We start from the raw sequence: 26,700 nt of genomic DNA, 5'->3' as shown, positions 1-26,700 counted from the left end.
AAAAAATAAATAATTTTTTGATTAATATTAAAAGCACAAGCAAACGTTTGTGCTTTTGATTTTAGTGCTAAATAAACCCTTGGCGATTTTGTTGGAAGTTAAAACCATAAATATAAATCATATGGAAAGATTAGAGAGCGTAATAAAATATACTGAAAAGAAGAAGGAATTAGGCCTCGATTAAATTGATAAAAAATATGAACTGGTTAAAAAATATTACAGAACAATATTATAATAAATGGGCAGTTGAAAATGAATACTTTATTACCCTGGAAAAGTGACCAATAATTTTAGAAAATCCAAAATTTACTATAATGGTTATACCTCCAAATGCAAATAGAAGTATGTGGACATATGCAACAGTTGGAATGTCAGTTAATGCAAAATCACCCATAGAACTACATTTATTTTTCCTAACTGAAAACAATGAAATCGCTGAAATTCTTACTGCCATTGCTTATTATAATATCACATCTAAGCCGTTAGGTTTAGATGACACTGTTAACTTTGGAAGACCATGGCAACCAAATTCAATTTGCGATCATGGACTTATCTCTAGACCATATCTTGATGGGCAGGAGTTTGAAGAAGTTGAGTTACATGGTGAATTAATTTCATTTTTTTGGCTGATCCCGATTACTTTAGAAGAGCGAAATTATAGATGGAATTTTGGAATAGAGAAATTAGAAGAATTATTTGAAATAAAACAGTTAAATTATTTGAACCCGTTGAGAAGTTCTGTGACTTAAAATCATACTATCACTAATTATAACCACTTGTTTATGCTATTAGTATTCTGCTAATTATAAGTTGTAGGACGATTACAGTAATTTTTTATATTTTATTAAAATAAAAAATGAAGATATTTATTTCACCATTAGCAAAACCAGATTGGGCTGTTGATAAAGATGTATTTATTGAGGCTTTGAGAACAAATTGGAAGGAAGTTATTATAAATAAAATTGAAGATGAAAGCAGAAAATATTCTTTTACTTGGTCTATAACTCAAAATGATAAAGATGTATTAGAAGGAAAATTAGATAAAGATGGCAGTACATTTATGCTCGAATCTGAAGACTATCTATTGCTTTATAAATGCTCGCTTTATTGTAGGGAATTTATGCCATCAACTGCTCACATTATATTTTATGATGAAAATTATTCATTTAATTTAGAATTAAATGATAAACTATCTAAAAAGGATTTTATTGATGTGCTTTAGCCTAGCTTATGTGTGCGATTCTCGAGATAGCTTCGATCGTGTGATTTTTACCGCTAAGAACTATAAATTATTTTTTAAGATTAGACTTAATTCGCATTAGGAGAAAATATTGAGAAATGAAATAGTAGTTTATATGATGTCTTAAACATTTTTTTTTGCAGAGGCTGTATCATAATGGAGAGATTAGAAAATATAAATATTGAACTTGCGAATGACATCACAAAAGTGAATGTAAATCAGCTTAACAAAATAATGATCCTAACGTGTAATTATTCATATCATGCTGCCCATTTGGAATATCATGTGTTTATGTCGCAGGTTATAGAAAAAATAGAAATAAATTCAACATTCGAAATACCAGATATGCTAAAAATTCTTGATATAGCCCAGGAATTTGATGAAAAATATTATGATTTGGATGAAAGAGGTAATACTCAGGAAGCTCTTTTATACTTCTCCAAGGCAAGAGCCTCAATGGCGATTTATTATGCTGTCAAATTTATACTAAACCAGGATAGGCTAGATTTGCAAGAAAGTATCTATGAAGCCTCTATGGTAAACGAAGAGCCGATAGAACTATTTGAAATCCTTAAAAAAACTTATAAATATTTCAACTAATTAGAGCAAAATGGTTATCTCTTATTTATCGCTATGAATAAGTAGACTTACCGATTTTTAAAACCTATAAGGTTTGATAAAAGTGTAGATGTTTTATTAGGATTTATCAATTCTTCGGAATGAAAAAATTGCCTCCTGTCTTGTGTATATTTTTTTCTGAAGACTTCATTTACATCAGATAGGATATAAATATTGACTCCTTTCAAATGTGAGTTTTCCAATTTTAATTGCTTGTAGAGTGATACGTGACGAGCCATTTTAGCTACCATTTCTTTAGCATCTCTGGATAGGTAAAGGATGGTGCCAGAAGGAAGATTATTTGGAGATTCGAGCATGAAGCTATTATTGGCCGAGATTACTTGCGGGGCTAATAACTTTGAATAATATTTCAGTGCGCCTGCAATCGCATAACTGTTGGTTAGTACAGCAATGGGTTTTCTATTCTGTTCTTTACCCGAAACCTTGTTGATATCGCCAGACAGGCTTTCCCATCCAGACATATCAGCAAAAAATTGAGGAATGGTACCACTTGTTCCATCTTCCCAAACTAGAGGTCGGGAGAAGGCCGTATAAGAAACCATTTTTTTGATGTATTGCCTGCAAATCGAAATCGGCAAAATGGGAATCACCAGCGGCAAGCAAAGCAAACCAAACAAATAAATAGTGGCTACAAATATAAATTTTGCTTGCTTTTTAGCTGAAAGAATCATTTCCCAGCAGCAGCCCCCGGCAGCAAATAAAACAGGAAACATCCCCAATCCGTAATAAAGTTTACCTTTTAAAAATGCAAGTAAAATAACGAGGATCACCAGTGTAATGGGCCATACTAAATTAAACTTACTTTCATTTTTCTTCATTAAAAGAAAGAGAAATCCAGCTGTCCATACGGCTACACCAGCACCATGAAAGAAAAACAATTGAAAGATGTAATCCAATACATCAAATGAAAGTGCTTTTGTACCCACCAACGTTAGGTAACCGAAAATAGGAAAGTCGTATGCCCACTGCCAAACCAGGTTAGGCATCATTATCAATATGAAAAGCAAAAGCGGGCCAGGAAGGATGCGCCAGTTCATTTTTAAATTCTTGGCGTATACCATTATGCACCCCAGTAAAATAGCGACAAGGTACATGCCAATGGTATACTTGTTAAGCATTCCAAAACCCAATGTTAAGGCGGTGAAGTATAAGAACATTGTTTTTTGAGTTTGCTGATACCTCAGTATGGAAAAGGCCAGAAGCGCCCAGAAAAATTCATCAAAAACAACAGGTTGTAAAAGGTATGACGTAGCAAGAAACGCAGGTGAACAAATAATAGCAGAGCAGGCAATGGTAATGCCTAGCTTTTTGCCGCCCAAGTAATGCGCCATTAAACCAGTGAGCATAACGGTTGCCGAGGCGAACATACAAGGAATGATTCTCCATGCAATAATCGAAGATCCAAATAGAGCAGATGAGGCTTTTGCGATCCAGGTAACGAATGGAGAAATATCCAGAAAGCCCCAGGCAAACTTTTCACTGAGTGAAATGTAATACAACTCATCTGCATGAAGACCATAATTGGAAATGCCAGATAAGTGGATACTAAATTTTAACAAGCCAAAAAAGGCGAGGAGCAGCCAGATACTGCGATCTAATTTATAGTCACAATTGGTGGGTTTAACAAACGCTATGTTGTTGGTTTCATCAAGTTTTTTAAGATTTGATACATTAAAATAATTTCTGCTTAAAATATCCATTAGCTGCAATAAGCAATTTTAAATGGTTTGCTTATTCTTAACTGTGGCAAAAGGATGTTAACCCATAATATTTTTTGCATACTGTATTTGGTAAGGTTTGTTCTTTTAATCATAATTGGATGAAACCTATCCTAAATAACAGCAAATGCTATGGATTGATTTATAAAATATTATTTTATCATTATTTAATTTTTATCATGCTGATGGGTGCTTTAACGGAATCTCAAACCAAAATTCAGAACCGGAGTTAATTTCACTGTTTACTCCAATTTTCCCGGCGTGCCGCTCTATAATCTGTGCAGAAATGTAGAGACCAAGGCCAAGTCCGGAGAAATGATTGGAAGACTCATCAACCCTGAAAAAGCGATCGAAAATTAATTCTGCCTTATCTTTTGGAATACCAATTCCCTGATCTTTTACAGAGAGCCTAAGGATTTTTCCGTTTGATTTCGCAGCGATTCTGATTTCTTTTCCATCTGGCGAATATTTTAGCGCATTAGAAAGAAAATTTGATATTACCTGTTCTATTCTGTTCTTATCAGCAGAGATTAATACATCATCTATATCTGTAAAGATGGTTTGTTTACCAAGATTTCCCTGTACGCCATCAACAGCTTCTGCAACAACCTCTTCAATATTAAAAGTAGAGATGGTAAAGGTAAGTTTACCTGCCTGAATTTTAGTTACATCAAGCAAATCATCAACTAACCTGGTTAGTTTACCAATTTGCCGGTTGGCTTTACTTACAAATTCCAGAATGTGGCCAAATTTCTCTTCTTTTGCCATTTTCATCGCAAATTGAAGATAGCCCTTTATACTGGTAATTGGTGTTTTTAATTCATGACTGGCTATACTCATAAATTCATCCTTTTTATTCATGAGGGCCCTGGTGGTTCTTTGTGCAATGATTAAATCGGTTACCTCAAAGCCAAAGAAAGATATACCATCAATTACACCATCTGCAGAAAATACCGGATTAAGGATTAAATCAAACCAACTGTCTGTTACTTTTCCTGATGCCTTATCTTTTAGCTGAAGTAAATAAGCATTGGCAATAAATGTTTTACCTGTTGCCATTACCTGTTGCTCTATGGCTTTAAGCTCGGGGTTGGCAAATTGTGAATCGGGTTTCATGGTTTCGCCAATGTAACTTTCGCCACCATCAAAGTTTGCAAAAGATTCATTCACAAATTCGAACACCAGGTTTTTACCCCGGCGAATACTAATTAAAGCCGGGGCTTTTTTGAAAATACTGTAAAACTCATCCTGCTGTTTTTTGATCAGGTGTTGAAGTTCATTCCGTCTTTTCTCATTATGTTTTTGCTTGCTAATATCAATGATATAGGTTACGGCATCACTCCGGTTTTCATCATCCAGAATAGCAGAGCCTATTAATACATCTAATTTCTTCCCGCTTTTGGTGAGGTATTGTTTTTCAAATGGAGGGCAAAAACCTTTAGATTTTAATAATTCTGCCGAAATTTTGCTGATCGGCATGTAGTCATCCGGTGTAAGTGATTTCCAGTTGATATTACCTTGTGCAAAATCTTCAGCAGTGTAACCCAGCATTTCTAAAAAGCTTCGGTTTGCTGTTTCAATTTTTCCTGAATCAACATTCGAGAACATCATACCAATTACATTAGAATCGAATATCTTTCTGAACTTTCGCTCTGTAGAACTTAATTTTGTTTCAGTATCCGCCAAAACCGAGATATCCAGTATAGAACCCACCATTCGGTAAGGTACCTGATTTTCATCCAGTAAAATGCTTCCTCTATCTAAAATAGTGGCAAAACTGCCATCGGCCTTTTTTAACCTATACTGGGCAGTCCATTGCTCGGTTCCTTGATTTACCGCACTGTAAACACTATCCTTAACGCTTTGTCTGTCATCAGGATGAATGATATCAAAATAGAAAGAAATGTTTTGATTTTCAGGTACATTTTCATAACCAAACATCCTGGTGAAATTCTGGCTTCGCCACATGGTGTTGTCGGCAAGGTTCCAATCCCAAATGGTATCATTGGTGGCCTGGGCAACAAGGTTAAAACGGGTTTCACTTTCTGATAGGCGCATGGTTCTTTCCTGTACCTTCTGTTCCAATGCAGCGTTTAAATATTTCAGGTTTTCTCGGGTTCCAAGCAGCTCATTGTAGTTTCTTTTCAGTTTTTCTTCTGCAACTTTTTGCTTGGTAATATCTGTTAGGGTTGCTGCAAAACCATCAGACATTTTAACCGCCACAAGTTCAAGCCAGGTCTGATCATTTAATTTAAACTGCATTTGCAGCGTAATTCCCTTTTCTACAACGCCAATATATTTATCCATGAGGTTACTGCCAGAAAGCTCTGGCAGGTTCTCGAGTATTTTTGATTGGTATAAAGACTCGTGCGTTCTTTTTAGAATATGAAGCGAAGCCTGATTAAAGGAAATACATTCAAAATCGGTAATAAAATGTTGCTTGTTCCGCACCGCTTTGAAAGCCAATACCCCGTTCAAACTGGCATTAAATACACCGCTGATAATATTATTTAGTTCAGTTAGTTTAGAAATATCAACGAAAGTGATCACTACGCCATCTGTTTTTCTATCCTTTCTGATATAGGGCATAATGCGCATGAGGCAACTGTGTCCATTATGCGTTTGCACTTCCTTTTCGATTACATGCCCATCTTTTAGTACCTGTTGGATATCTTGATTGAGATTTTGCGCTTTAATATTGTTAGAAATATGTGCTATCGAACGGCCAATATCAGCCTCAATCAGGTTAACCATACCAATAGCTGCACCATTAAATTTTCTAATGAACATGCCCGCATCAACGAAAATCTGTCCGATATCTGTACTCCTGAAATAGTTATCCAGATCATCATTCAGGTCTACCAGGTCTTTGATCTTAATCTGGTGTTCTGTATTTAGGGTATGTAATTCTTCATTCAGAGATTGAAGTTCTTCATTGCTGGATTGAAGTTCCTCATTGGCCGAAAGCAATTCTTCATTGGTAGACTGGAGTTCCTCATTAGTGGTTTCCATTTCTTCTACAGCCATTTGAAGGTTATTTCGGGTTTCGTTTAATTCGGCTTCAAGTTCAAAAATATATTCGTTTTGGTTTCCATCATGGGTTTCAAACATACCATGATCATCCTTTTCAGGAATGGTTTCCATTGTACTTTCACCAAAAATAATTAGCGTAAAGCTAAGGCTATTGTCTAATTCTGGTGGTTGAATGGAGATGTTTAAATAAGTTTCGTGGTCTTTTTTATTAAAACGAACCCTTTTTAAATGTGTAGGAATATGATCTTTCCATGCTTTGCGGAGGGCTGTATTTAGAATAATGGATACCTCTTTGGGCACCATTTTTAAAATATTTAATTCTATTTTCTCTTCGGGTAAGGAAAGGTATTGGCGATAATCGCCAATGGCATCCTGCATGATGTAAGATTTATCTACATATATTCCGGCATAGCCAAGGTCTTTAGTTAAAAAGTTGCTAAAACTTTTTTCTATCGGACTCATTGCAAAGTCTGCCGCAATATTTTTCTTCTTATCCTTTTCCAGCTGAGATCTGGTACCTGTATTGTATGTGTTATAACTGGCGTAATTGATGTTTCCTGTTTTTTGGTAGATCTTCCATTTGCCAGATATTTCTGTAAAACCATCCTTTAACGAGGAAGCAGTTTCACTTGAGCCCAGAAACAAATAGCCACCCTTGATCAGTGAAAAATGAAATACTGATAATATCTTTTCCTGAAGGATATTGTTCACATAAATCAACATATTCCTGCAGGTAACCATATCATTTTTGATGAATGGTGGTGATTTAATTACATCATGTTTAGCAAAAACCACCATTTTACGTACCAATGGAAGAACACCATAAAACTTTCCATCCTGAATGAAATACTTTTTGAAATATTGAGCAGGGATTTCCTTGCTTATACTTTCAGGATATTGATTTTTAGCGGCAATTTCGATACTCTTGTCATCAATATCTGTTGCGAAAATTTTAATGTCGATCTTTTTTCCTGATTTTTCTACAAGCTCATTGGCCAGGATCGCTACGGTGTAAGCCTCTTGGCCGGTACTGCAGGCACAAACCCATATTTTTAAGTTATCGCCATTGCTCTTTTTTTCGATAAGGTTGTTCAGCTGTTCGCTAAAGGCTTCAAAAGCCTTATCATCTCTAAAAAATTTAGTTACGCCAATCAGGAAATCCTGAGCCAGGATTCCGGGTTCTTTTTTATTTGTTTTTAAAAATTCAACATAATCATCCAGCGATTTAATCCTATTTTCATTCATTCTCCGGCCAATTCTCCGGATGATGGTTGGCGTTTTATAGAGGTTAAAATCGTTACCACTCTGTTGATGAACGATTTTAAATATATCTTCTAATAACTGTTCATTTATTTTTCCATTCTCCAGCACATTAACCGGTTCTTCATTTACATAGTTGAAGAGCTCCTGGCTCATTTCGGGAGGAGAAAGAATAAAATCTGCATTTCCAGAGGAGATGGCGCTATTGGGCATTCCATCAAATTTCGCTGAGGCAGGGTCCTGAACAATTACCATTCCTCCATTTTCTTTAATGGCCTGTATCCCTTTAGTTCCATCAGTTCCGGTTCCAGAAAGGATTATGGCAATGGCTTTTTCTTTTTTATCTTTAGCCAGGGTATACAAGAAATGATCGATTGCGGTATTAGGTGCTTTAATCAGCGATTTATCAGCAAGTCTTAATTTGCCATGACTTACGGTCATGAGCTTATTATTGGGGATGATATATACACAATCTTGTTGAATGGTCATATCATTTGCTGCTTCGAATACCTTCATGTGGGTGTGCTTACCCACAAGCTCTACTAATAGGCTTTTATAATCTGATGATAAATGCTGAATCACCACAAAGGAGAAACTCGCATTAGCCGGCATGTGATCAAAAAACTCATGAATAGCTTCTAATCCGCCTGCAGATGCTCCAATGGCAACAATGTATTTATCGTATCTTTTTAAACCTTCTTTTGTTTTCTCTTCAGTCATTGTGCACTAATTGTATAGCTGTGTAGCACCAAATTCAAAAAGGAAATTCCTTAATGATTCTGCCGTTTCCATTTCCTGTTCCAACCATTCTTCAGATTGGCCATGAACCGTTTCCAGCCAAAGCTTAAATGAATTTCGCGGATGGTAACTTTTGCCATCTTTTTCAAAGTTTATGGCCTGGTTGGGGTCGCCACCCCACTTTATGCGTTTAACTACTTCGGGTCTGAAACAAACGATAAAATCTCCCTGACTCGGATTAATCGGTATAACAAGTAATCCGCTGGCAATATCAGAATAATGGTTGGCATCTTCATATACATCACTAAGGTTATTAGTAGCGAATACATTTACAAATGATTTTCCCTCAATCCACAGAATCAGGTTGTCTAATGCTTCATTTGCAGGTACCACACCTACTTTAGATATTAATCCGTTAAAGTGAACCAAAAATCCTGTAGCGTTAAACAAAGAGAGCAGATTTTGGTTTTGATCTTCAGTTAATCCTCTAACAATACTGCCTTTTGAGAAAATATTTTCTGTGATTTGGGCTTTCTTCTTTAGCAATTCTGTGGAATAAGTGAGCGATTCCTGCATAATTACAGATGATATCCGATGCGAAATTTCCATACTTAACCACTCAAATATGGATCTGTTTTCTACACTCAGGTATTTTGGGGTTTGATGGTGGCAGGAGATAAGCCCCCATAAGTTTCCATCTACCATTACACGGATAGACATGGAAGCAGTAACCCGCATGTTAGCCATATATTCGAGGTGCACACCAGCAATACTGCGCAGGTTGCAATCAGAAAGGTCTAAAAAACCATTTGATATCGGATTAATCACCGGGTATAAGCGGTATGATTGATATAGCCTGTTTGGAATAAGTCTGTAAGGGTTTTTGATATAAAGTGCACGGGCTTGCTTAGGTACATCAGATGCAGGGAAAGTTTGTCCGATATAATGCTCCAGCTCGCCGGTAATTTCTTCTGCGATGACTGTACCGTTCCAATTTTTATCAAAGCTATACATGCGAATGCCATCAAAGCCAGAAATACGTCTGATCTCCTTGATACTGGCTTCACAAATTTCACGAACACTAGCCGTTTTTTCTATGGTAGAAATAAATGAACGAACTTCCTGAAAAACTTCTGTAAAACTCTTTTCAGCAGCATCAGCTTCTTGTTCTATCTCCAGAATGATAAATTCTTTTTTAACATGTGCCAGTATGTGCAAAGGTATTGCACCCGTAGGCAGATTTAATTTGAAATGAAATGGCAATCTACTCCGTTCACCTTTGCTGATTTCTGCTTTCAGGTGTGCCAGGTCTTCCGTATTTAGAAATGCGGCTAAAGTCTCTCCCAGTAAATCCTGTATTTTCTTTTTTAAAATGTGTTCTATATTTTCACTGCCTTGGATAATTTCAAGGTTTGCCTGATCTATCACTAACAAATAGCCATAATCCTGTATAGAATTCGTCTGGTGTATGGCGAGGTTTCCGCAGAATTGTGAATCGTAATTTTTGTTTTCAGCCATTTATTATTTGTTTTATGTATCTGTCTGTTTTCTTCAAATTATACTAATGTTATGAAGCACCAGCACAATTCAGTTTCTGATTTATAAGCCAGTAAAAATATTGATTTATCTTGGTTATGACGAACACAGTAGGTACATAAGGTATAAACATTTGAGGAGATGGGCTTAAAATGCCAATAAAGGTTGATGGAAAATAACATCAGACTAATTTTTTTTCAAAAATAGATCAAAATTGGATGGCAAGTTATATCTTTGCCGCTCAAAGTTCCCATAGTTCAATGGATAGAATTGTGGTTTCCGGTACCACCGATGGGGGTTCGAATCCCTCTGGGAACACTATAACTTTTAGTTGTAAAATATAGATGGGAGATCAGCTGGTCTCCCTTTCTTTTTCCAAGTCAATCACTGCTGATTATTTTTAATTGCTACTTCTTATCCTGTTTTCATGAGGAAAATAACTTATTTAAAGTTAGCTAGACCAATATTTATTTTCTACTAAAAAAAGAGGTTGATCATTTTATCAATGACGCAACCTCCATAATAATTGGTTAAAAAATATTTTTAATTAATATCCCACCATAGGCGATCTGTAATTTTAGCTTTTTGCTGCGGTTGAGGATTGGAGATGATTTCAGAATTTGGATACAAAACCCTCCTCGGAATTTCTGATAATGCATTTTTTACTTTTGATAAAACAGGGAATCCGGTACGACGCCAGTCTGTGTAGTTTTCTGGATTTAGAAAATTAGACACAGATTTTTCCTCCATAATTAATTTTATGGCATTGCTAGCATTTAGTGATCCTCTTGTAGCCAAATAATTGTTGATGTCAGTTGTATTTATACCTAATTTTTCCATATGGCGCTGAACACCCTCCACATAAAATGGTTGTGCGGCATTGGCTCCTGAAATGATCAAAGTAGCTTCAGCTTTTAAGAAAGCAGCCTCCGTATAATTAACCAGATAGTTACTTGCACTGGCGCCGGCATAAAAATCTGCCGGAATAGAATAGGATTCCAAACTGCCGATTTCTTCAAGTCCAATCTGCCTGCCGGTGTATAAACCCGTTTGAACGGCAGGTTTAACCATTTTGCTGAGTCTGGGGTCATTTCTCAATTTAAGCTGATCAACAAAAGTATTTGCCAGAACGAATGTACTGCTTGGTAGAAAATTCTGCTGCCATGGATTTTCAGCACCTGCAGCACCACTGAATGCTATTTTAAAATCGTCGTCGTTACTTTGCATACCATTGCTCAGTGCTGTTAAAGCAAGTTGTGCCTGTGCTGCTGCAGTTGTACCTGGTGCCTTGGTAAGGTGCATGTAGTAGCGTGCTTTTAGGGTATAGGCCAGCTTTTTCCATTTCGCCATATTGCCAAGATAGATAAGGTCATCTGCGCCAGGAGCTAAACCCGCCTTTTTGTCTATATCTGCAATGCCTTCATCCAATAACTGCTGTATTTGTATGTAAATCTGCTGTTGCGAATCGTATACAGGGGTAAGTATTTCTTTTCCTTTAAAAGCCTGACTGTAGGGAATATCGCCAAAAGCATCTGTGGTATAACCTAAAGTATAGGCACTGAGTATTTTCGAAATCGCGGCATAATTTAAATTACCATTGGTGGTTGCTTTTGTACCCAACAAATTGAGGTTATTTAAGGTACGAACGTATATGCTATTCCAATCGCCATCCATATCTACATTATACATTTGATAAGTGCCAAAATTAGGAGCCACCTGGTTTAGGGCCATCACCTGCAGGTATTGCTGAAGAATCACACTCAGGTTTCCATCACCAGATGCATTTATGTTTTGCGAAATAAGCATTTGAATAGGGGGAAGCATTAACGATTCCTTAACATCAATTGGCCTGTTCGGGTCATTATTCACATCTATATATTTTTTGCAGCCAGCAAAAGCTGTGATCAATGCAAAACTTAGAATATAATATATCTTTTTCATGTTGATTATTGCTATGTGGTGCTTACAGTGTTAACTTCAAACTAAAATCTACTGATCTAGAAGTAGGGGTAGAGAAGGAATAAATTCCCTGCGAACCATTGGAAGAGCCAAATGAACTTACCTCAGGGTCTCCACCAGTAAAGTGTGGTGCGTAAATCCATAAATTTCTACCTGTAACCTGTATGCCCATCGTTTTAAATGGTGTTTTTTGAAGCCAGGTTGGTTTGAAATTATATCCAAAACTTACATTTCTTAATTTAACGTAAGTACCATCCTGAATTACGGATTCGAGGATACTATTAATTCTTTGGTAATAAGCCTGGCCAGAAACTGACACTGTATTGGGTAACCCGGTGGTGGCATTAACGCCTTCTACTACGCGTGGTTCACGGTTTTCAGTTACTTTTGGTGTACCGTAAAAATAGCCATAGCCATCAACATTATTCTGAATATCACCACCTTTTTTCATATCAAAAGAGAAACTTAAGGTAAATTGCTTGTACTTAAAGTTATTGATAATGCCGCCCATCCAATCCGGATTAATGTTACCAATGATGCCTTGCTCATCTGCTGCGAATGGTAATCCATCATCACCTATGGATAATTTGCCCTCACTGTTTCTGGCATAACGGGTTCCATAAATTACACCATAAGGTTGATTGGCCAGAATAAAGGTAAAACCATTACCAATCTGGTTCAGGTTATTATAGATAGACAATACTTTATTTCTGATTCTGCTATAATTTAATGTCAAATCCCAGCTAAAATTTTCTGTTTTAATGGGTTTAGCATTTAAAAGTACTTCTATGCCTCTGTTGCGCATGGATGCGGTATTTACACTGGTTGAATTAAATCCTGTTGAAGGCGCAAGTGCTACGTTAGGAATAATTCCGTTTACGGTCTTTTTATCGAAATAAGTTACTTCCAAACCTATACGGTTTTTAAAGAAACCAGTTTCCAGGCCTACCTCAAATTCGTTAATCCGTTCATTTTTTAAGTTAGGATCACTTAATACCGTACTAATCAAAAAGCCCGATTGACCTTGATATGGAAAGGCGATGTTTCTTACTGTTTGTGATTCATAAGGTGTAAGCAGGCTATATGGGCCAATACTGGCATTTCCAACGGTACTATATGATACCCTTAACTTTCCAAAACTCATGATATCGGAAACTTCTTTTGAAAAGAAATTAGAGAAAATAAAACTTGTAGCTGCAGATCCATAAGGATAAAAGCTATTGTTTTTGGCCAATACAGAAGTTCCGTCATACCGTCCGGTAAGAGAAAGAATCAGGAACCTTTTATAATCGATATTAGATTGTAGATAAAATCCTATTTTTCTACTTAAGTAGCTGGTTTCCGTAAATTTAACCGTAGAAGTAGATCCTATGTTATCAAATCCGGGAACAGTAATCCCAAGTCCGTTGGCATAAGCATTTTCATAATAGGTAGAGATGATATTATTACCTAAAATGGCATCGATATTAAAATCGCCAAAGCTGTGATTGGCTCCGATAATTAAGTCATTGTTATATTGTCTGAAATTTGAATTACTGTTTACTATCCTACCATTGGGATTTGATACAGAAAGTAAAGATTCATGATACTTCCCTTGTTCGGTATATACATCAGCACCAAAACGTTCTGTAATGGTTAACCAGCTCAATGGCTTATAGTTGGCATTAAAAGTGGGTAAAAACCGATTAACTACTGATGTGTTGCTAATATTATCCAATACCCAGTACGGATTGTTTCTTGAAAAACGGTATAACCGTTGTGTCCCGTCTGAATTAAGTGAAGGTTGAAGGTCATAAGAGACTGGTGCGGTAAAGATTGTCCAAACCGGACTCTCTAAAGCATAACCTTCAGGTAATCTATTGTTTTTAGTGTTGGCATAATTAAGAGAAAAAGTAACGTCAAGGTTTTTAAGTATTTGTGTGCTGAATTTTCCAAAAACCGTATTTCTGTCAAAGGAGGTTTGTGGTACCGTACCATCTTGCGAAAGATTGGTATAGGATAGGAAATAAGTACCTGATGCACCACCACCATTTAGGCCGATGGTATTGGTATAGGTTTTGCCGGTTCTGAAGAATAAATCTGATTGATCATAAACCTTTGCCGGTTGCCCGTTTATTTTGAGGGTATCCATTCTTGCTCCCCAAGAGGTACTTGTTTTTTGATTTACGCCATCAAAGTACACCCCGTTTGATCCTAGCGAATATTTATTCTGAATCTCCGGTAACAATGGTGTCTCTAGAGAGAATGAAGATGAAAAACTTAATGTAGGTTTCTTGTTTTGCATTCCGGTCTTTGTAGTGATAATTATGACACCTTTTGCACCATCAGAACCATAAAGTGCCGTGGCTGCTCCTCCTTTTAAAACGTTGATACTTTCAATAATATTAGGATCCAAATCTGCTATTCTATTCGTTCCCGGACCTGAATTCAGGTTTCCTGTTTCATCATTGTTTACAGGAATACCATCGATTACCATTAAAGCTTCATTATTTCCGTAAAGGGAATTGGCACCCCTAATTACAATTCTGGATGAGCTGCCTGGTGTACCGGATGAACTGGTAATTTGTACGCCTGAAACTTTACCCGCCAGTGCATTTACTAGATTGGGTTCTTTAGTTTGGGTGAGTTGTTCTCCTTTTACCTCTTGCGAACTGTAAGTAAGGTTACGTTTTTCACGCCTAACGCCCAATGCGGTAACCACTACTTCGTTTAGGTTCTGCTGATCATCTTTGAGCTCAATGGACAACGTACTTTGCCCGGTATAGGCAAATTCTCTGGTCTGGTAGCCTATTCCGCTAATGATGAGTACAGATGGATTAGCGCTCTTAATAGAAAATTTTCCTTGAGCATCTGTTGATACGCCCTGGGATGTACCTTTTACCTTAACTGAAATGCCGGGTATGGGCATTCCATCAGCAGTTGTAATTGTACCACTAATGAGAGACGTTTGAGCTTGCAACTGTATAAAACAGAGCATAGCTACTGCAAGAAAGGCAGTTTTGAGTTTGGTTATCATGTAGTTTGGTTGTTAGTCTGCTCAAATTTAAGTGACTTACAATCCAGATCATTTGAGGATTTTATCAGGTATTAACCATAATTTAACAAGAATGTTACGCAAATGTTAAAAGCATCGGATGGAAGTATAAAATGTGTACAATAATGAACTCCTATTAATCCTTAATTTCATAATTTCAGCATTCTCAACAATGAAGCTTACACTTTTAACATGGTAATACGATCTATAATTTTTTTTGCCTGAAAAATCAAAACCATACTTTAATGGTGAAGTAGAAAATGAAAAGTAGTTCCAAATTTTTGAGGCGGCGATATCGGTATGTCCATAATATTAAAGAATTATTAAATCCTCATGTTTGAAGATCAATATCATTTCATTTAAAGGCTTTTAGCGATTATTTAGACCACATACATCATGAATTAAAAGATGCACCATTGGCTTTTTAAAAAATAAAAATGCACCTTTGCGAACCGCTAACAGAGGTTTTGGCATGTATTAAATTAAATAGTTGTTTATGGAAGAAATGGTTGTAGAAGAGGTTCAGGAACTACTTGAAAAACAAGACGATATTGCCTTAAAGAAATATCTTGATGGGCTGAATATCTCTGATGTAGAAGAATTGATTGATGAACTTCCACAATGTGCAGCCAAATTCATTGAAACCATTTCCCTCAACAGGGCTGTAAACGTATTCCGTATTCTCGATTTTCCTACCCAGGAACGGATCATTAAAAAGCTTTCAGGTAATAAGTTAAATCAAATTATAAAAGATTTACCACCTGATGATCGTACCGCACTTTTTGGCGAGATGAAAGGTGATGTGGTAAAGAAAATGATTTCTCTTTTACCATCCGAAGAGCGTAAAGAATCACTTGCGCTTTTAGGTTATAACGAATATAGTATTGGCCGGTTAATGACGCCAGATTATATTGCTGTAAAACCAGAATGGTCTGTAGCAAGGGTGCTATCTCATATCCGTCGTTATGGAAAAAACTCCGAAACTATTGATGTGGTATATGTAATCGATAAAGATGGCGTATTGCTGGATGATATCAGAATTCGTGAAGTTTTACTGGCAGATCCGGATTCGATAATTGGGGAATTAACCGACAAACGTTTTATCGCTTTAAAGGCAAATGATCCACAGGAAGATGCCATTAACATTTTTAGGATGAATAATCGGGTTGCTTTACCTGTTGTGGATGAAAATAATATCCTTTTGGGGATTGTAACAGTTGATGATATCCTTTGGATTGCTAATGAAGAGTATACTGAAGATATGCACAAGATTGGTGGTACAGAAGCTTTGGATGAACCCTACTTAGATATTCCGATTTTAAAATTGGTAAAGAAACGTGCAGGGTGGTTAATTGTACTCTTTTTAGGGGAGATGTTAACCGCAACAGCGATGCAGCACTTTGAAATAGAACTCGAAAAGGCTGTAGTACTTTCATTATTTATTCCCTTAATTATGAGTAGTGGTGGTAATAGTGGTTCGCAGGCTTCAACATTGATTATACAGGCGATGGCACTTGGAGAAGTAACTATTGCAGAATGGTGGCGTGTAATGCGCCGCGAGCTGATTTCTGGAACCATGCTTGGCGTAATATTAGGAACAATAGGCTTCATCCGCATCATCACCTGGCAACAACTTCACCTATATGATTACGGGCCACATTTTTTCTTAATCGCTTCCACCATATTTTTTACACTGGTTGGTATTGTATTATGGGGGAGTTTAATCGGTTCTATGATGCCCATTATTCTTAAAAAGCTTAAGCTCGATCCGGCAACCTCATCAGCACCATTTGTGGCAACCATGGTGGATGTAACCGGTATTGTTATCTACTTTAGCGTAGCCGTATTAATTTTAAAAGGAGTTTTATTATAAACAGAATGATGGAAAAGAAAATAACCACACTTTTTACAGATATTGGTGGCGTATTGCTTACCAATGGTTGGGACAGGCACGCCAGGGGAGAAGCCTCAGTGCTTTTTGATTTAGATTCAGTTGATTTAGAAGAACGTCACCATTTAACCTTTGATACTTACGAGGTTGGAAAATTAACACTTGATGAATATCTGGAACGGATCGTATTTTTTAAACCACGGAACTTTACTTATGATGATTTTAAAGAATTTATGTTCAAAAAATCATTGCCCTATCCAGAAATGATTCAGTTAATCTGCGATTTGAAGAGGAAATACAATTTAAAGGTTGCAGTAATCAGCAATGAGGGCAGAGAACTTAATCAATACCGAATCAATACCTTTAAATTGAATGAATTTGTAGATTTCTTTGTATCATCCAGTTTTGTACACTTCCGTAAACCCGATGCTGATATTTTCAAAGTTGCGATAGATATTTCGCAAAGTGATGTTGCGACCAGTTTATATATTGATGACCGGATGCTTTTTGTTCAGGTAGCTGAAGGTTTAGGATTGCAAGGGATTTATCATACCAGTTATGAAGATACTAAGGTGCAGCTTGCGGCTTATGGATTGGAGATTTAGGCCAGTATTTGAATTGTTAATGTCGAGGAATATTTAGACATTAGAGTTACTAACTTTCCAAATTGGTTGACAGTAAAAGTTAGTAACTCTTGATTATTAAAGATAGAGTTACTAATTTTCCCAGTCGGTTGACAATAAAAGTTAGTAACTTTTGATTATTAAAGTCACTAACTCTTGATTATTAAACGTTAAACCTGAAGTGCATAATATCTCCATCTTCTACCACGTAAGTTTTGCCTTCAACACCTAGTTTACCAGCATCTTTACAAGCATTTTCTGAACCTAAAGTAACGAAATCATTATATTTAATTACTTCTGCACGAATAAAGCCTTTTTCGAAATCAGTGTGGATTACACCTGCAGCCTGAGGAGCAGTAAAACCTTTGGTAATGGTCCATGCACGAACTTCCTGAACACCTGCAGTGAAATAAGTATAAAGGTTTAATAATTTATAGGCTGTACGAATTAATTTATTTACGCCAGATTCATCCAAGCCTAAATCAGCTAAAAACTCCTGACGTTCTTCATAGCTATCCAATTCTGCAATTTCAGATTCAATTTTTGCAGAGATAACCAACACTTCGGCACGCTCATCAGCTACGCTTGCTTTTACCAGATCAACGTATTTGTTTCCGGTTACTACAGAAGCTTCATCTACATTACAAACGTACATTACTGGCTTTTGAGTTAATAAGCCCAAGTCTTCAATATAGTCGAAATCTTCTTGTGCTAAAGAAGCAGTACGGATAGATTTGCCATTTTCTAAGTGTGTTTTTACAACTGATAATATTTCATAAGTGCGTTTTGCATCCTTATCACCACCAGTTTTAGCCATTTTTTCTACCTTCTGGATGCGCTTGTCAACCGTATCCAAATCCTTTAGCTGTAATTCTGTATCAATAATTTCTTTATCACGGATAGGATCAACTGAACCATCAACATGGATCACATTACCATCATCAAAACAACGTAAAACATGAATGATCGCATTTGTAGCCCGTATATTTCCTAAAAACTGGTTACCTAAACCTTCACCCTTCGATGCTCCCTTAACTAAACCTGCAATATCTACAATTTCAATAGTATTAGGCTGTACTTTGTTAGGTTTAACCAGCTCGGCCAGTTTGGTTAGCCTGTCATCCGGTACCGTAATTACACCAACATTGGGTTCTATAGTACAAAAAGGGAAGTTTGCAGCTTGCGCCTTTGCATTGGATAAACAGTTAAAAAGCGTCGATTTACCTACGTTTGGTAGACCAACTATACCACATTGTAATGCCATTTATATTTTTTAATTTACGATTTACGCTTTCACCTTTCACCTTTCACCTTTCACCTTTCACCTTTCACCTTTCACCTTTCACCTTTTTCAGGCGGCAAAGATAAGCTTTTAAACTCTTTAATTAAAGCAGGTTATTTGTAGCAGATGGATATTTTATCTAAGTTTATCCAAAATTACAATTATTAATATGGAAGATTTAGAGGAGGGTGTACCTCAGGAAGTGAAATTAGTGGTAACAGAAGAAATGCGTAGTTACCTTTATGATATCACCAAATGGGCGAAATTTTTATCGATTGTTGGATTTGTGTTTTCAGCACTGCTGGTTTTAATTTCGTTTTCGATCCCATCAATGATTGCAAGCAATCCAATGCTGGCCAAACAATTAGGTACTTTAGGGCAAGGAAGTTCAACCGCTATAACCATTGTTTATCTAATTTTAGGGCTGTTTTATTTCTATCCAAGCTTGTTACTGTTTAGAATCTCCAACAATGGAAAACAAGGCGTGCTATTTGGAAATCAGGAAAGTTTAAACACCGCAATGCAAAATGTAAAATCGTTGTTTAAATTTTGGGGAATCATTACAATTACTGTAATTGTTGGCTACTTTTTATTAATATTTTTAGTAGGAGCAGGACTAGCTGTAGCATAAACACTGTTTATCAATTCTAGATTACTGAAAATTTAATGCATAAAAAAAGCCTTTGTTTTCGCAAAGGCTTTCTTATATATTTAAATTAAAACGAAAAATCGTCAGATGTTTTGGTGCTATGTTCTCCATTTTCAGAATATTCATAACGTTTTTCAACCACATCCTGATGAGATTTAATGTAATCAACAGTTTCATTTAAGCCTTCTGTAAATTTCTCAAAGTCCTCTTTATACAAGAAAATCTTATGTTTAACGAATACACCGTCTTCTAATCTTTTCTTGCTCTCGGTAACTGTTAAATAATAATCACCTGAGCGAGTAGCCTTCACGTCGAAGAAATAAGTTCTCTTGCCTGCTCTTACTTTCTTTGAAAAAACTTCTTCTCTTTCCTTGTTGTCGAATTCTCCCATGGTTGGTATTGATGTTGGTTTTTGGTTTCGGTAAATATAAAGCAAATATTTAAAGTTCAAAATAAAATTAAATACTTCGTGATTCTTCTTCTAAAAGTTGATTATTATAAAGTTCTGTATAACTCCCATTTAAGCTAAGTAATTCGCTGTGTGTGCCTTGCTCTATGATTTCTCCATTATCAAGTACCAGAATCTTATCTGCATTTTTAATTGTAGAAATTCGATGTGCGATTAAAATACTGGTTTTGCCATTCATCATTTTACCCAGATTATTTAAAATTTCTTCTTCTGTTTTGGTATCTACGGCAGAAAGACAATCATCAAATATTAAAATTTTTGGCGATTTGATTAAAGCTCTGGCAATAGAAACACGTTGTTTTTGCCCGCCAGACAATGTTATTCCACGTTCACCAAGCATCGTTTCAAATTTTTCATCAAAATCAATAATGTTGTGATATACGGAGGCATTTTTAGCGGCATCATAAATTTCATCGTCCGTAACCTGATCTAAACCAAAGGCAATATTATTTCGTATCGTATCAGAAAATAAGAAAACTTCTTGTGGTACGAAGCCAATCTGGCTGCGGTAGTTTTTTAGATTTAGAGATTTTAAATCATTTCCATCAACTGAAATAGATCCACCCTGAACATCATACATGCGCATCATTAAGTTGGCTAAAGTAGATTTTCCTGAACCGGTTTTGCCAATTATGGCTACAAATTCTCCAGCTTTAATTTCAAAATTTAAATTTTTCAACGCTTCAATGCCTGTATCCGGATAGGTAAAACTTACATTTTCGAATGTTAAGTGTCCATTGATTTCCCTATCATTAAGTTCTGTAGATTGGATATCGGATGGAATATCTAAAAATTCATTTATTCTTTTTTGTGAGGCCGCCGCCCTTTGGATTAATGAAGTTACCCAGCCCAGCATAGTAACTGGAAACGTAAGCTGATTAATATAGATGATAAATTCTGCAATGTTACCAGCGGTGATGCTGCCATTCATTACCTGAATGCCACCAATGTAAATGGTAAGAATGGTACTAAGCCCAATCAAGAGCATCATTGTTGGGTAAAACAGGGCAGAAACCTTTACCAGACTCATCGAATCTTTCTTGTAATCATTACTTTGAATTTCAAACATGTTTCTGGTATAATCTTCCCTCACATATGATTTAATAATCCTGATGCCTGAAAAACGCTCCTGTACAAAACTAGATAGGGCAGAAAGCCTTTCCTGGATTTTACCACTTTTTTTAAAAATCAATGTGTTTACATAATAGATAATCACCACCAGGAAGGGGAGGGGCAAAAGGCAATAAATGGCTAGTCTGGAGTTTACATCAAACATTGACCATACAATCAACACGGATAAAACAAAGGTATTAATGGTATACATAATGGCCGGACCAACATACATTCTCACCCGATTCACGTCTTCCGTAGCCCTATTCATCAGGTCGCCGGTATTGTTTCTCCTGTAAAAACCTAAACTTAATTCCTGATAATGTTGGTAGATATCGTTCTTCATGTCGAATTCAATATGTCTGGACATAAGAATGATGGTTTGACGCATGAAAAACAGGAATAATCCCCTCAAAACATAAAGTATGATCACTAAAATTCCAAAGTAAAGAAGGTTGCTGCTAAATATGCTATAAACGATTTCTTGCCGATCAAAACCATTAAAGAGGTTGTAGATTTGTATATTTTCAGTAATTAAATCTACCGCATAGCCAATTACCTGAGCAGGAACAACGCCAAAAATATTAGATATGACTACGAAAATACTTCCGGGGATAATCCACCATTTATATTTTAGAAAATACTTATTTAACCTGCGCAGATGTTTCATGTGGTACAAACTTAGGTAATTTCATTATCTCAACCCTAAAAATTATAGCGTTAATTGTATAGGTTTTTAAAACCTTTGGGGATTAATAGAAGATTAGAGCGAAATTAATTTTGTTATAGTTAAGTTAAATAGATGTATTAATGGTTTTTTTATTTTAATTTTGCAGGAAGTTAGCCGATCGTTAAATATGCCAGCAAATTCTCCATCCGATTCATCCATTTTAGCTCAATTGAGTGCCTATGGGCACAAAAAATTGGTTTTTTGTAATGATCCGGATACTGGTTTAAAAGCAATTATTGCCATTCATGATACCACGTTAGGTCCTGCTTTAGGCGGAACCCGGATGTGGAGTTACGCTACTGAGGGCGAGGCTTTGGAAGATGCCTTACGTTTATCTAGAGGAATGACCTACAAAGCTGCTATTACCGGTTTAAACCTGGGCGGTGGAAAAGGCGTAATTATTGGCGATTCCAGAAAAGACAAAACCGAAACTTTAATGCGTAGCTATGGAAGATTTATTAAAAATCTAAATGGCGAGTTTATTACGGCAGAGGAAATGGGAACCAATACCAGGGATATGGAATATATTCGCATGGAAACCAATTACGTTACCGGCGTTCCCGAATCAATTGGTGGTGCAGGAAATCCAGCTCCTTTTACTGCTCAGGGTGTTTATTTGGGAATTAAAGCCAGTGTAAAGGAAGTTTTTGGTACGGATATGCTTGCAGGTAGAACCATTGTAGTACAAGGAATTGGTAATGTTGGTGAACACCTCGTGGCCTTGTTAAGAAAGGAAAATGCCGAAGTTTTAATCAGCGATATTAACCAGGAGCAACTCACTTACGTAGCCCGTAAATATAAGGCAAAACCTATAGAGGCCGATAAAATTTTTGGTATTGATGCTGATGTGTATGCACCTTGCGCTATGGGTGCTACGGTTAATAACAAAACCATTGAGCGTATGAAATTTGCTATAATTGCAGGTTCTGCGAACAATCAGCTTAAAGATGAAGTTTTGGATAGTGAATTACTCTCTAAAAAAGGAATTTTGTTTGCCCCTGATTACCTTATCAATGCAGGCGGATTAATTGCCTGTTATTCTGAATGGACAGGGTTTGGAAAAAAGCGGACAGTGCAGCTCACTGAAAATATTTACGATGCTACGAGGAGTGTCATCAAGCTAAGCAAATCAGAAAAAATATCAACAAATATTGCCGCTAACCGAATCGCTGAGAAACGGATTGCCGACATTAAAAAAATCAAATCATCATATTAATAATTATTAAAAACAGGTTTTAAAAACCGCACTCGTTCTTACATTCATGTTAAACAGAAGGCACTTAAGGATCAAAGCTTTGCAAAATATTTTTGCATGGCACATGGCAGACAAAAAAGACATTAAAGGAGACCTAAAACTTTTAATGCAAAGCATCGATAGCGTGTACGAAATGTACATCTGGATGTTATCACTGATGGTAGAAGTAACCGAATTTACGGCCAACGATGCCGCAGAGCGTGCAAATAAACATCTAAAAACAGCAGAGGATTTAAATCCAAACTTAAAACTGCTTCACAATAAGTTTAGTGTTTTAATGCAGCAAAACCCTGAATACGTATCGGCGGTTAAAAAGTACAAAGTAGATTGGGGTTTTGATCCGGAAATTCGTAAAACGGTTTTTAATTCTTTAAAAGCATCTAAAGAATATGCAGATTATCTTGCAGATCCAAATGAAAGCTTAGAATCATCAAAAGACATCATCAAATATATTTTCAGGAAAATCATCTTAAAAAACCAGGCTATTTTACAGGTTTTTGAAGAGAAATTTATCAACTGGCAGGTAGATCACGAAGTGATGAAAGGAATGGTAGCTAAAACTTTAAAGAATTTTACCTTCGATGATCCATTCAAAAACAAATTAACTGAAATTAGCGCAGACTGGGTTGAAGACAGTAAGTTTGTACAGGATTTATTTGTTCATACCTTGCAAAATGACGTGAAGTACCAGGAAATGATTGCAGAAAGAACTAAAAATTGGGAATCGGAGCGTATTGCCTTAATGGATACGATTCTAATGAAAATGGCTATCTGCGAATTGCTAAATTTCCCATCCATTCCTGTTAAAGTAACCATTAATGAATATTTGGAACTGTCAAAAGATTACAGTACACCGAAAAGTAATTCGTTTATAAATGGTATTTTGGACAAAATTTTAGGCGACTTAAAGAAAAATAATACCATTAAGAAAATCGGTCGCGGATTAATAGAAGAATAATGATGAAAAAGATATTTATCCTGGCGATTGCTGCACTTTCTTTTACAGCATGTCGCAATGCAAATAACTCAACTGATCAAGCAACTGGCTCAAAGAGTAATACAGTTGCATCAGCAGATGCACCAGTAATTGTGTTTGAAAGAGAAATATTTGATTTTGAAAAAATAGATCAGGGTGAAAAAGTTACACATGAATTTAAGTTCAAAAATACGGGTAAAAGCCCTTTAATTATTTCAAATGCAACGGCAACTTGTGGCTGTACTGTTCCGGTAGTGCCAACAGAACCAATTCTACCTGGTAAAGAAGGCGTTATTAAAGTGGTTTTCAATAGCGCAGGTAAAGAAGGTATGCAAGATAAAGTAATCACTGTCAACTCAAATGCGAACCCAGCTATATCTACAGTACACCTGGTGGGTGATGTAAGGGTGAAAAAATAACTCAGCAGCTAAGCAATTAGCTGATTAAATATTAATTAAATAAATCAAATCAATAAGAAATGACATTAACAGTAATTTTACAGGCAGCAGGTGGAAGTAGCAGTATGCTCAGTACAATTGTTCCTATGGTATTAATCATGGTGGTTTTCTACTTTTTCATGATTCGTCCACAAGTTAAAAAAGCTAAAGAACATAAAAAATTAGTAGCAGAATTGAAAAAAGGTGATAAAATTATCACAACTGCAGGCATCCACGGACGTATTGCAGACTTAAATGATACTACCTTTTTAATTGAAGTAGAAGGTGGCGTTAAAATTCGTTTCGATAAATCTGCAGTATCATTAGATGCTACAAAAGCAGTAACTACACCTGCTAAAGTTTAAATTAATAAGACTTTTAAAAACCGTCGCATCTACAGATCGACGGTTTTTTGTTTTTAGTCAGTTTTAAAAGCTTAAACAACGCTTCTTTCATTTCTTTGTACTATTTCTATTTGAGCACCTGTTTAGTTTTACTACATTTGGCGATATTGTTAATAGTGGATCATTGTCCCATTGTCATTTAGATCGTTAAATATGCCGTTTATTAGATTAACCCAAATAGAGAAAAGACGTGTTTTTACGCTCTTGGCTTGTTTGTTTCTGGCAATAGCAGCATGGCTTTTTATGGCACTGAACAACAAGTATATCTATACCGCTAAAACAGTGCTGGTTTTCAAAAATACACCCACTAAGCGGGCATTTTATCCATTACAATCAGACACAGTTGATTTACAGGTAGAAGGAACCGGATGGCAATTGATCTTTTCCCGTCTGCGTATCAGCCCGCCATCCATATCCGTAAGCTTAAGTCAGCTCAACACGAAGGATTTTATAACTTTTTCAGATCAGTTATACAATGTTAACAGGCAACTCGAAAGCACGCAAAAAGTGATTTCTGTAAAGCCAGATACCTTATATTTTGATTTCACCAAAAGAACAGTAAAAAAGGTATCGATTCAATTGGTTAGCAAACTGGATTTCATCAATCAGTACGGAATATCAAGTGATATCATCTTAAATCCTCAATATGTAAAGGTAGCTGGCCCGGCAGAAGAATTAAGTAAAATTACCATCTGGCCCACGGATACTTTAAAGCTAAGTAAGATTCAGGGAAGTACTACGGTGAGGATTGGTTTGCAGCATAGTCCTCAAAAAAATGTAAGTATTTATCCTTCATCGGTAGAAGTAAAGCTTCCGGTTGATGAATTTACAGAAAAAACAATTGAGGTGCCTTTAAAGATCATTAACAATAAAAATTACAACAGCATAAAACTTTATCCCAAGAAAATTAAGGTAACATTTTTAGTTGCGTTGGGTAATTATAGTCAGGTAAATGATAACTTCATTACCGCCACTGTTGATGTTAATGAGTGGCAGGATTTAGCACACAAGCAGTTTACAGTAAAAATTACGGAGTTTCCGGATTACTGTAAATTAATCAATATCAATCCATCTAAAGTAGATTTTGTAGTAGAAAAATAATGTATAAAATAGGCATCACAGGTGGAATAGGCAGTGGAAAAACAACCGTTTGTAAGGTCTTTGAAGTTTTAGGCATTCCGGTTTTTTATGCAGATACCGTAGCAAAAGAAATTATGGTATCAGATCAATTGCTGGTTGATGGTGTGATCGCTACCTTTGGCGAAGAAAGCTATACACCAGATGGGGAACTCAACAAAAAGCACCTGGCCGGTATTGTATTTAACAATGAAGCAGAATTGGTTAAATTGAATGCCTTGGTTCATCCGGCAGTATTTAGGGCTTTTGAAGAATGGGTAAAGCAAATTGATCAAAAGGTGTCCTACATATTGAAGGAAGCAGCTTTGCTTTTTGAAAGTGACTCTTATAAAATGTGTGATACTTCTATTCTGGTAACAGCTCCACATGATTTAAAGTTAGCCAGGGTAATGCATCGTGATCAGGTTTCTGCAGATCAGGTAAAGGCAAGAATGGACAAGCAAATGAGCGATGAAGAAAAGACAAGAATGGCAGATCATTTTGTTTTGAACGACGAAAAGAATTCAATCATTGATCAAGTTCTAACGCTACATAAACAGTTTTTAATAGCTGCAAAGGCATATTAGACTTTCAATACTAC

At 36.2% G+C, this 26,700-nt stretch carries 20 protein-coding genes and 1 tRNA gene; 13 read left to right on the top strand and 8 right to left on the bottom strand.

Annotated elements, in window-relative coordinates:
- Window positions 1-284 precede the first annotated feature (284 nt).
- The 3 genes from AN34_RS19125 to AN34_RS19115 all read left to right on the top strand — a co-directional run bounded on the left by AN34_RS19125 (window position 285) and on the right by AN34_RS19115 (window position 1,840).
- Window positions 285-749, top strand: coding sequence for a suppressor of fused domain protein (locus tag AN34_RS19125; RefSeq protein WP_369818101.1), 465 nt, complete (start codon window positions 285-287; stop codon window positions 747-749).
- A 107-nt stretch (window positions 750-856) separates the two neighbouring features.
- Window positions 857-1,222 (top strand): hypothetical protein, encoded by a 366-nt coding sequence (locus AN34_RS19120; RefSeq protein ID WP_029288198.1) that lies wholly within the window; start codon window positions 857-859, stop codon window positions 1,220-1,222.
- Window positions 1,223-1,396: 174 nt separating this feature from the next.
- Entirely contained in the window at window positions 1,397-1,840 is a 444-nt protein-coding gene (locus tag AN34_RS19115; protein ID WP_029288196.1) for a hypothetical protein, read from the top strand.
- Between the two features lie 47 nt (window positions 1,841-1,887).
- On the opposite strand, the gene AN34_RS19110 is transcribed toward AN34_RS19115, so the two are convergent.
- The 3 genes from AN34_RS19110 to AN34_RS19100 all read right to left on the bottom strand — a co-directional run bounded on the left by AN34_RS19110 (window position 1,888) and on the right by AN34_RS19100 (window position 10,146).
- Window positions 1,888-3,579: a glycosyltransferase family 39 protein gene (locus AN34_RS19110; RefSeq protein ID WP_029288194.1), complete on the bottom strand. Its 1,692-nt coding sequence runs from the start codon at window positions 3,577-3,579 to the stop codon at window positions 1,888-1,890.
- A 195-nt stretch (window positions 3,580-3,774) separates the two neighbouring features.
- Window positions 3,775-8,610: a chemotaxis protein CheB gene (locus AN34_RS19105; protein ID WP_029288191.1), complete on the bottom strand. Its 4,836-nt coding sequence runs from the start codon at window positions 8,608-8,610 to the stop codon at window positions 3,775-3,777.
- A 6-nt stretch (window positions 8,611-8,616) separates the two neighbouring features.
- The gene (locus AN34_RS19100; protein ID WP_029288189.1) at window positions 8,617-10,146 is read right to left on the bottom strand and encodes a GAF domain-containing protein; all 1,530 of its coding nucleotides are present in this window, start codon (window positions 10,144-10,146) and stop codon (window positions 8,617-8,619) included.
- A gap of 264 nt (window positions 10,147-10,410) precedes the next feature.
- Here AN34_RS19100 and AN34_RS19095 point away from each other — a divergent pair.
- Window positions 10,411-10,482: transfer RNA gene (locus tag AN34_RS19095), tRNA-Arg, on the top strand.
- Window positions 10,483-10,707: 225 nt separating this feature from the next.
- Here the strand turns inward: AN34_RS19095 and AN34_RS19090 are convergent.
- Both AN34_RS19090 and AN34_RS19085 read right to left on the bottom strand, forming a co-directional pair.
- Window positions 10,708-12,105, bottom strand: a complete 1,398-nt coding sequence (locus tag AN34_RS19090) for a SusD/RagB family nutrient-binding outer membrane lipoprotein (protein WP_029288186.1) — start codon at window positions 12,103-12,105, stop codon at window positions 10,708-10,710.
- Window positions 12,106-12,127: 22 nt separating this feature from the next.
- Entirely contained in the window at window positions 12,128-15,139 is a 3,012-nt protein-coding gene (locus AN34_RS19085) for a SusC/RagA family TonB-linked outer membrane protein (protein WP_051666723.1), read from the bottom strand.
- Between the two features lie 514 nt (window positions 15,140-15,653).
- Between AN34_RS19085 and mgtE the strand changes: the two genes are divergently transcribed.
- Together mgtE and AN34_RS19075 are read left to right on the top strand one after the other, a co-directional pair.
- Window positions 15,654-17,030, top strand: a complete 1,377-nt coding sequence (gene mgtE / locus AN34_RS19080) for a magnesium transporter (RefSeq protein ID WP_029288182.1) — start codon at window positions 15,654-15,656, stop codon at window positions 17,028-17,030.
- A gap of 5 nt (window positions 17,031-17,035) precedes the next feature.
- Entirely contained in the window at window positions 17,036-17,653 is a 618-nt protein-coding gene (locus tag AN34_RS19075) for an HAD hydrolase-like protein (protein WP_036677535.1), read from the top strand.
- Between the two features lie 181 nt (window positions 17,654-17,834).
- On the opposite strand, the gene ychF is transcribed toward AN34_RS19075, so the two are convergent.
- Window positions 17,835-18,935 (bottom strand): redox-regulated ATPase YchF, encoded by a 1,101-nt coding sequence (gene ychF, locus AN34_RS19070; RefSeq protein ID WP_029288178.1) that lies wholly within the window; start codon window positions 18,933-18,935, stop codon window positions 17,835-17,837.
- Between the two features lie 187 nt (window positions 18,936-19,122).
- Here ychF and AN34_RS19065 point away from each other — a divergent pair, with 187 nt between their 5' ends.
- Window positions 19,123-19,584: a DUF5362 family protein gene (locus AN34_RS19065; RefSeq protein ID WP_029288175.1), complete on the top strand. Its 462-nt coding sequence runs from the start codon at window positions 19,123-19,125 to the stop codon at window positions 19,582-19,584.
- Between the two features lie 85 nt (window positions 19,585-19,669).
- Here AN34_RS19065 and AN34_RS19060 read toward each other — a convergent pair whose 3' ends face one another.
- Both AN34_RS19060 and AN34_RS19055 read right to left on the bottom strand, forming a co-directional pair.
- Complete coding sequence (locus AN34_RS19060) at window positions 19,670-19,993, bottom strand: DUF3276 family protein (protein ID WP_029288173.1); 324 nt, start codon at window positions 19,991-19,993, stop codon at window positions 19,670-19,672.
- 67 nt (window positions 19,994-20,060) lie between these two features.
- Window positions 20,061-21,851 carry an ABC transporter ATP-binding protein gene (locus tag AN34_RS19055; RefSeq protein ID WP_029288171.1) on the bottom strand — a complete coding sequence of 597 codons (1,791 nt, stop codon included), beginning with the start codon at window positions 21,849-21,851 and terminating at the stop codon, window positions 20,061-20,063.
- A gap of 187 nt (window positions 21,852-22,038) precedes the next feature.
- On the opposite strand from AN34_RS19055, the gene AN34_RS19050 reads away from it, so the two are divergent.
- The 6 genes from AN34_RS19050 (at window position 22,039) to coaE (ending at window position 26,686) form a co-directional block, all read left to right on the top strand.
- On the top strand, window positions 22,039-23,127 hold the full coding sequence (locus AN34_RS19050) for a Glu/Leu/Phe/Val dehydrogenase (RefSeq protein ID WP_029288169.1): 1,089 nt from the start codon (window positions 22,039-22,041) through the stop codon (window positions 23,125-23,127).
- A gap of 46 nt (window positions 23,128-23,173) precedes the next feature.
- A complete protein-coding gene (gene nusB / locus AN34_RS19045; protein ID WP_029288166.1) occupies window positions 23,174-24,124 on the top strand; it encodes a transcription antitermination factor NusB in 951 nt (316 codons plus the stop codon).
- Window positions 24,124-24,561 (top strand): DUF1573 domain-containing protein, encoded by a 438-nt coding sequence (locus AN34_RS19040; RefSeq protein WP_369818100.1) that lies wholly within the window; start codon window positions 24,124-24,126, stop codon window positions 24,559-24,561. The genes nusB and AN34_RS19040 overlap by 1 nt, the downstream gene beginning before the upstream one ends.
- Window positions 24,562-24,620: 59 nt before the next feature.
- On the top strand, window positions 24,621-24,944 hold the full coding sequence (yajC, locus tag AN34_RS19035) for a preprotein translocase subunit YajC (protein ID WP_029288161.1): 324 nt from the start codon (window positions 24,621-24,623) through the stop codon (window positions 24,942-24,944).
- A 192-nt stretch (window positions 24,945-25,136) separates the two neighbouring features.
- Entirely contained in the window at window positions 25,137-26,084 is a 948-nt protein-coding gene (locus AN34_RS19030; protein WP_029288159.1) for a CdaR family protein, read from the top strand.
- Window positions 26,084-26,686 (top strand): dephospho-CoA kinase, encoded by a 603-nt coding sequence (coaE, locus tag AN34_RS19025; protein WP_029288157.1) that lies wholly within the window; start codon window positions 26,084-26,086, stop codon window positions 26,684-26,686. Before AN34_RS19030 ends, coaE begins: the two co-directional genes overlap by 1 nt.
- Window positions 26,687-26,700 lie beyond the last annotated feature (14 nt).

The organism is Pedobacter sp. R20-19 (assembly GCF_000708265.2).
Classification (GTDB): domain Bacteria; phylum Bacteroidota; class Bacteroidia; order Sphingobacteriales; family Sphingobacteriaceae; genus Pedobacter.
Note: the sequence above shows the minus strand (reverse complement) of the source record. Positions and strands in the feature narration are given on the sequence as shown.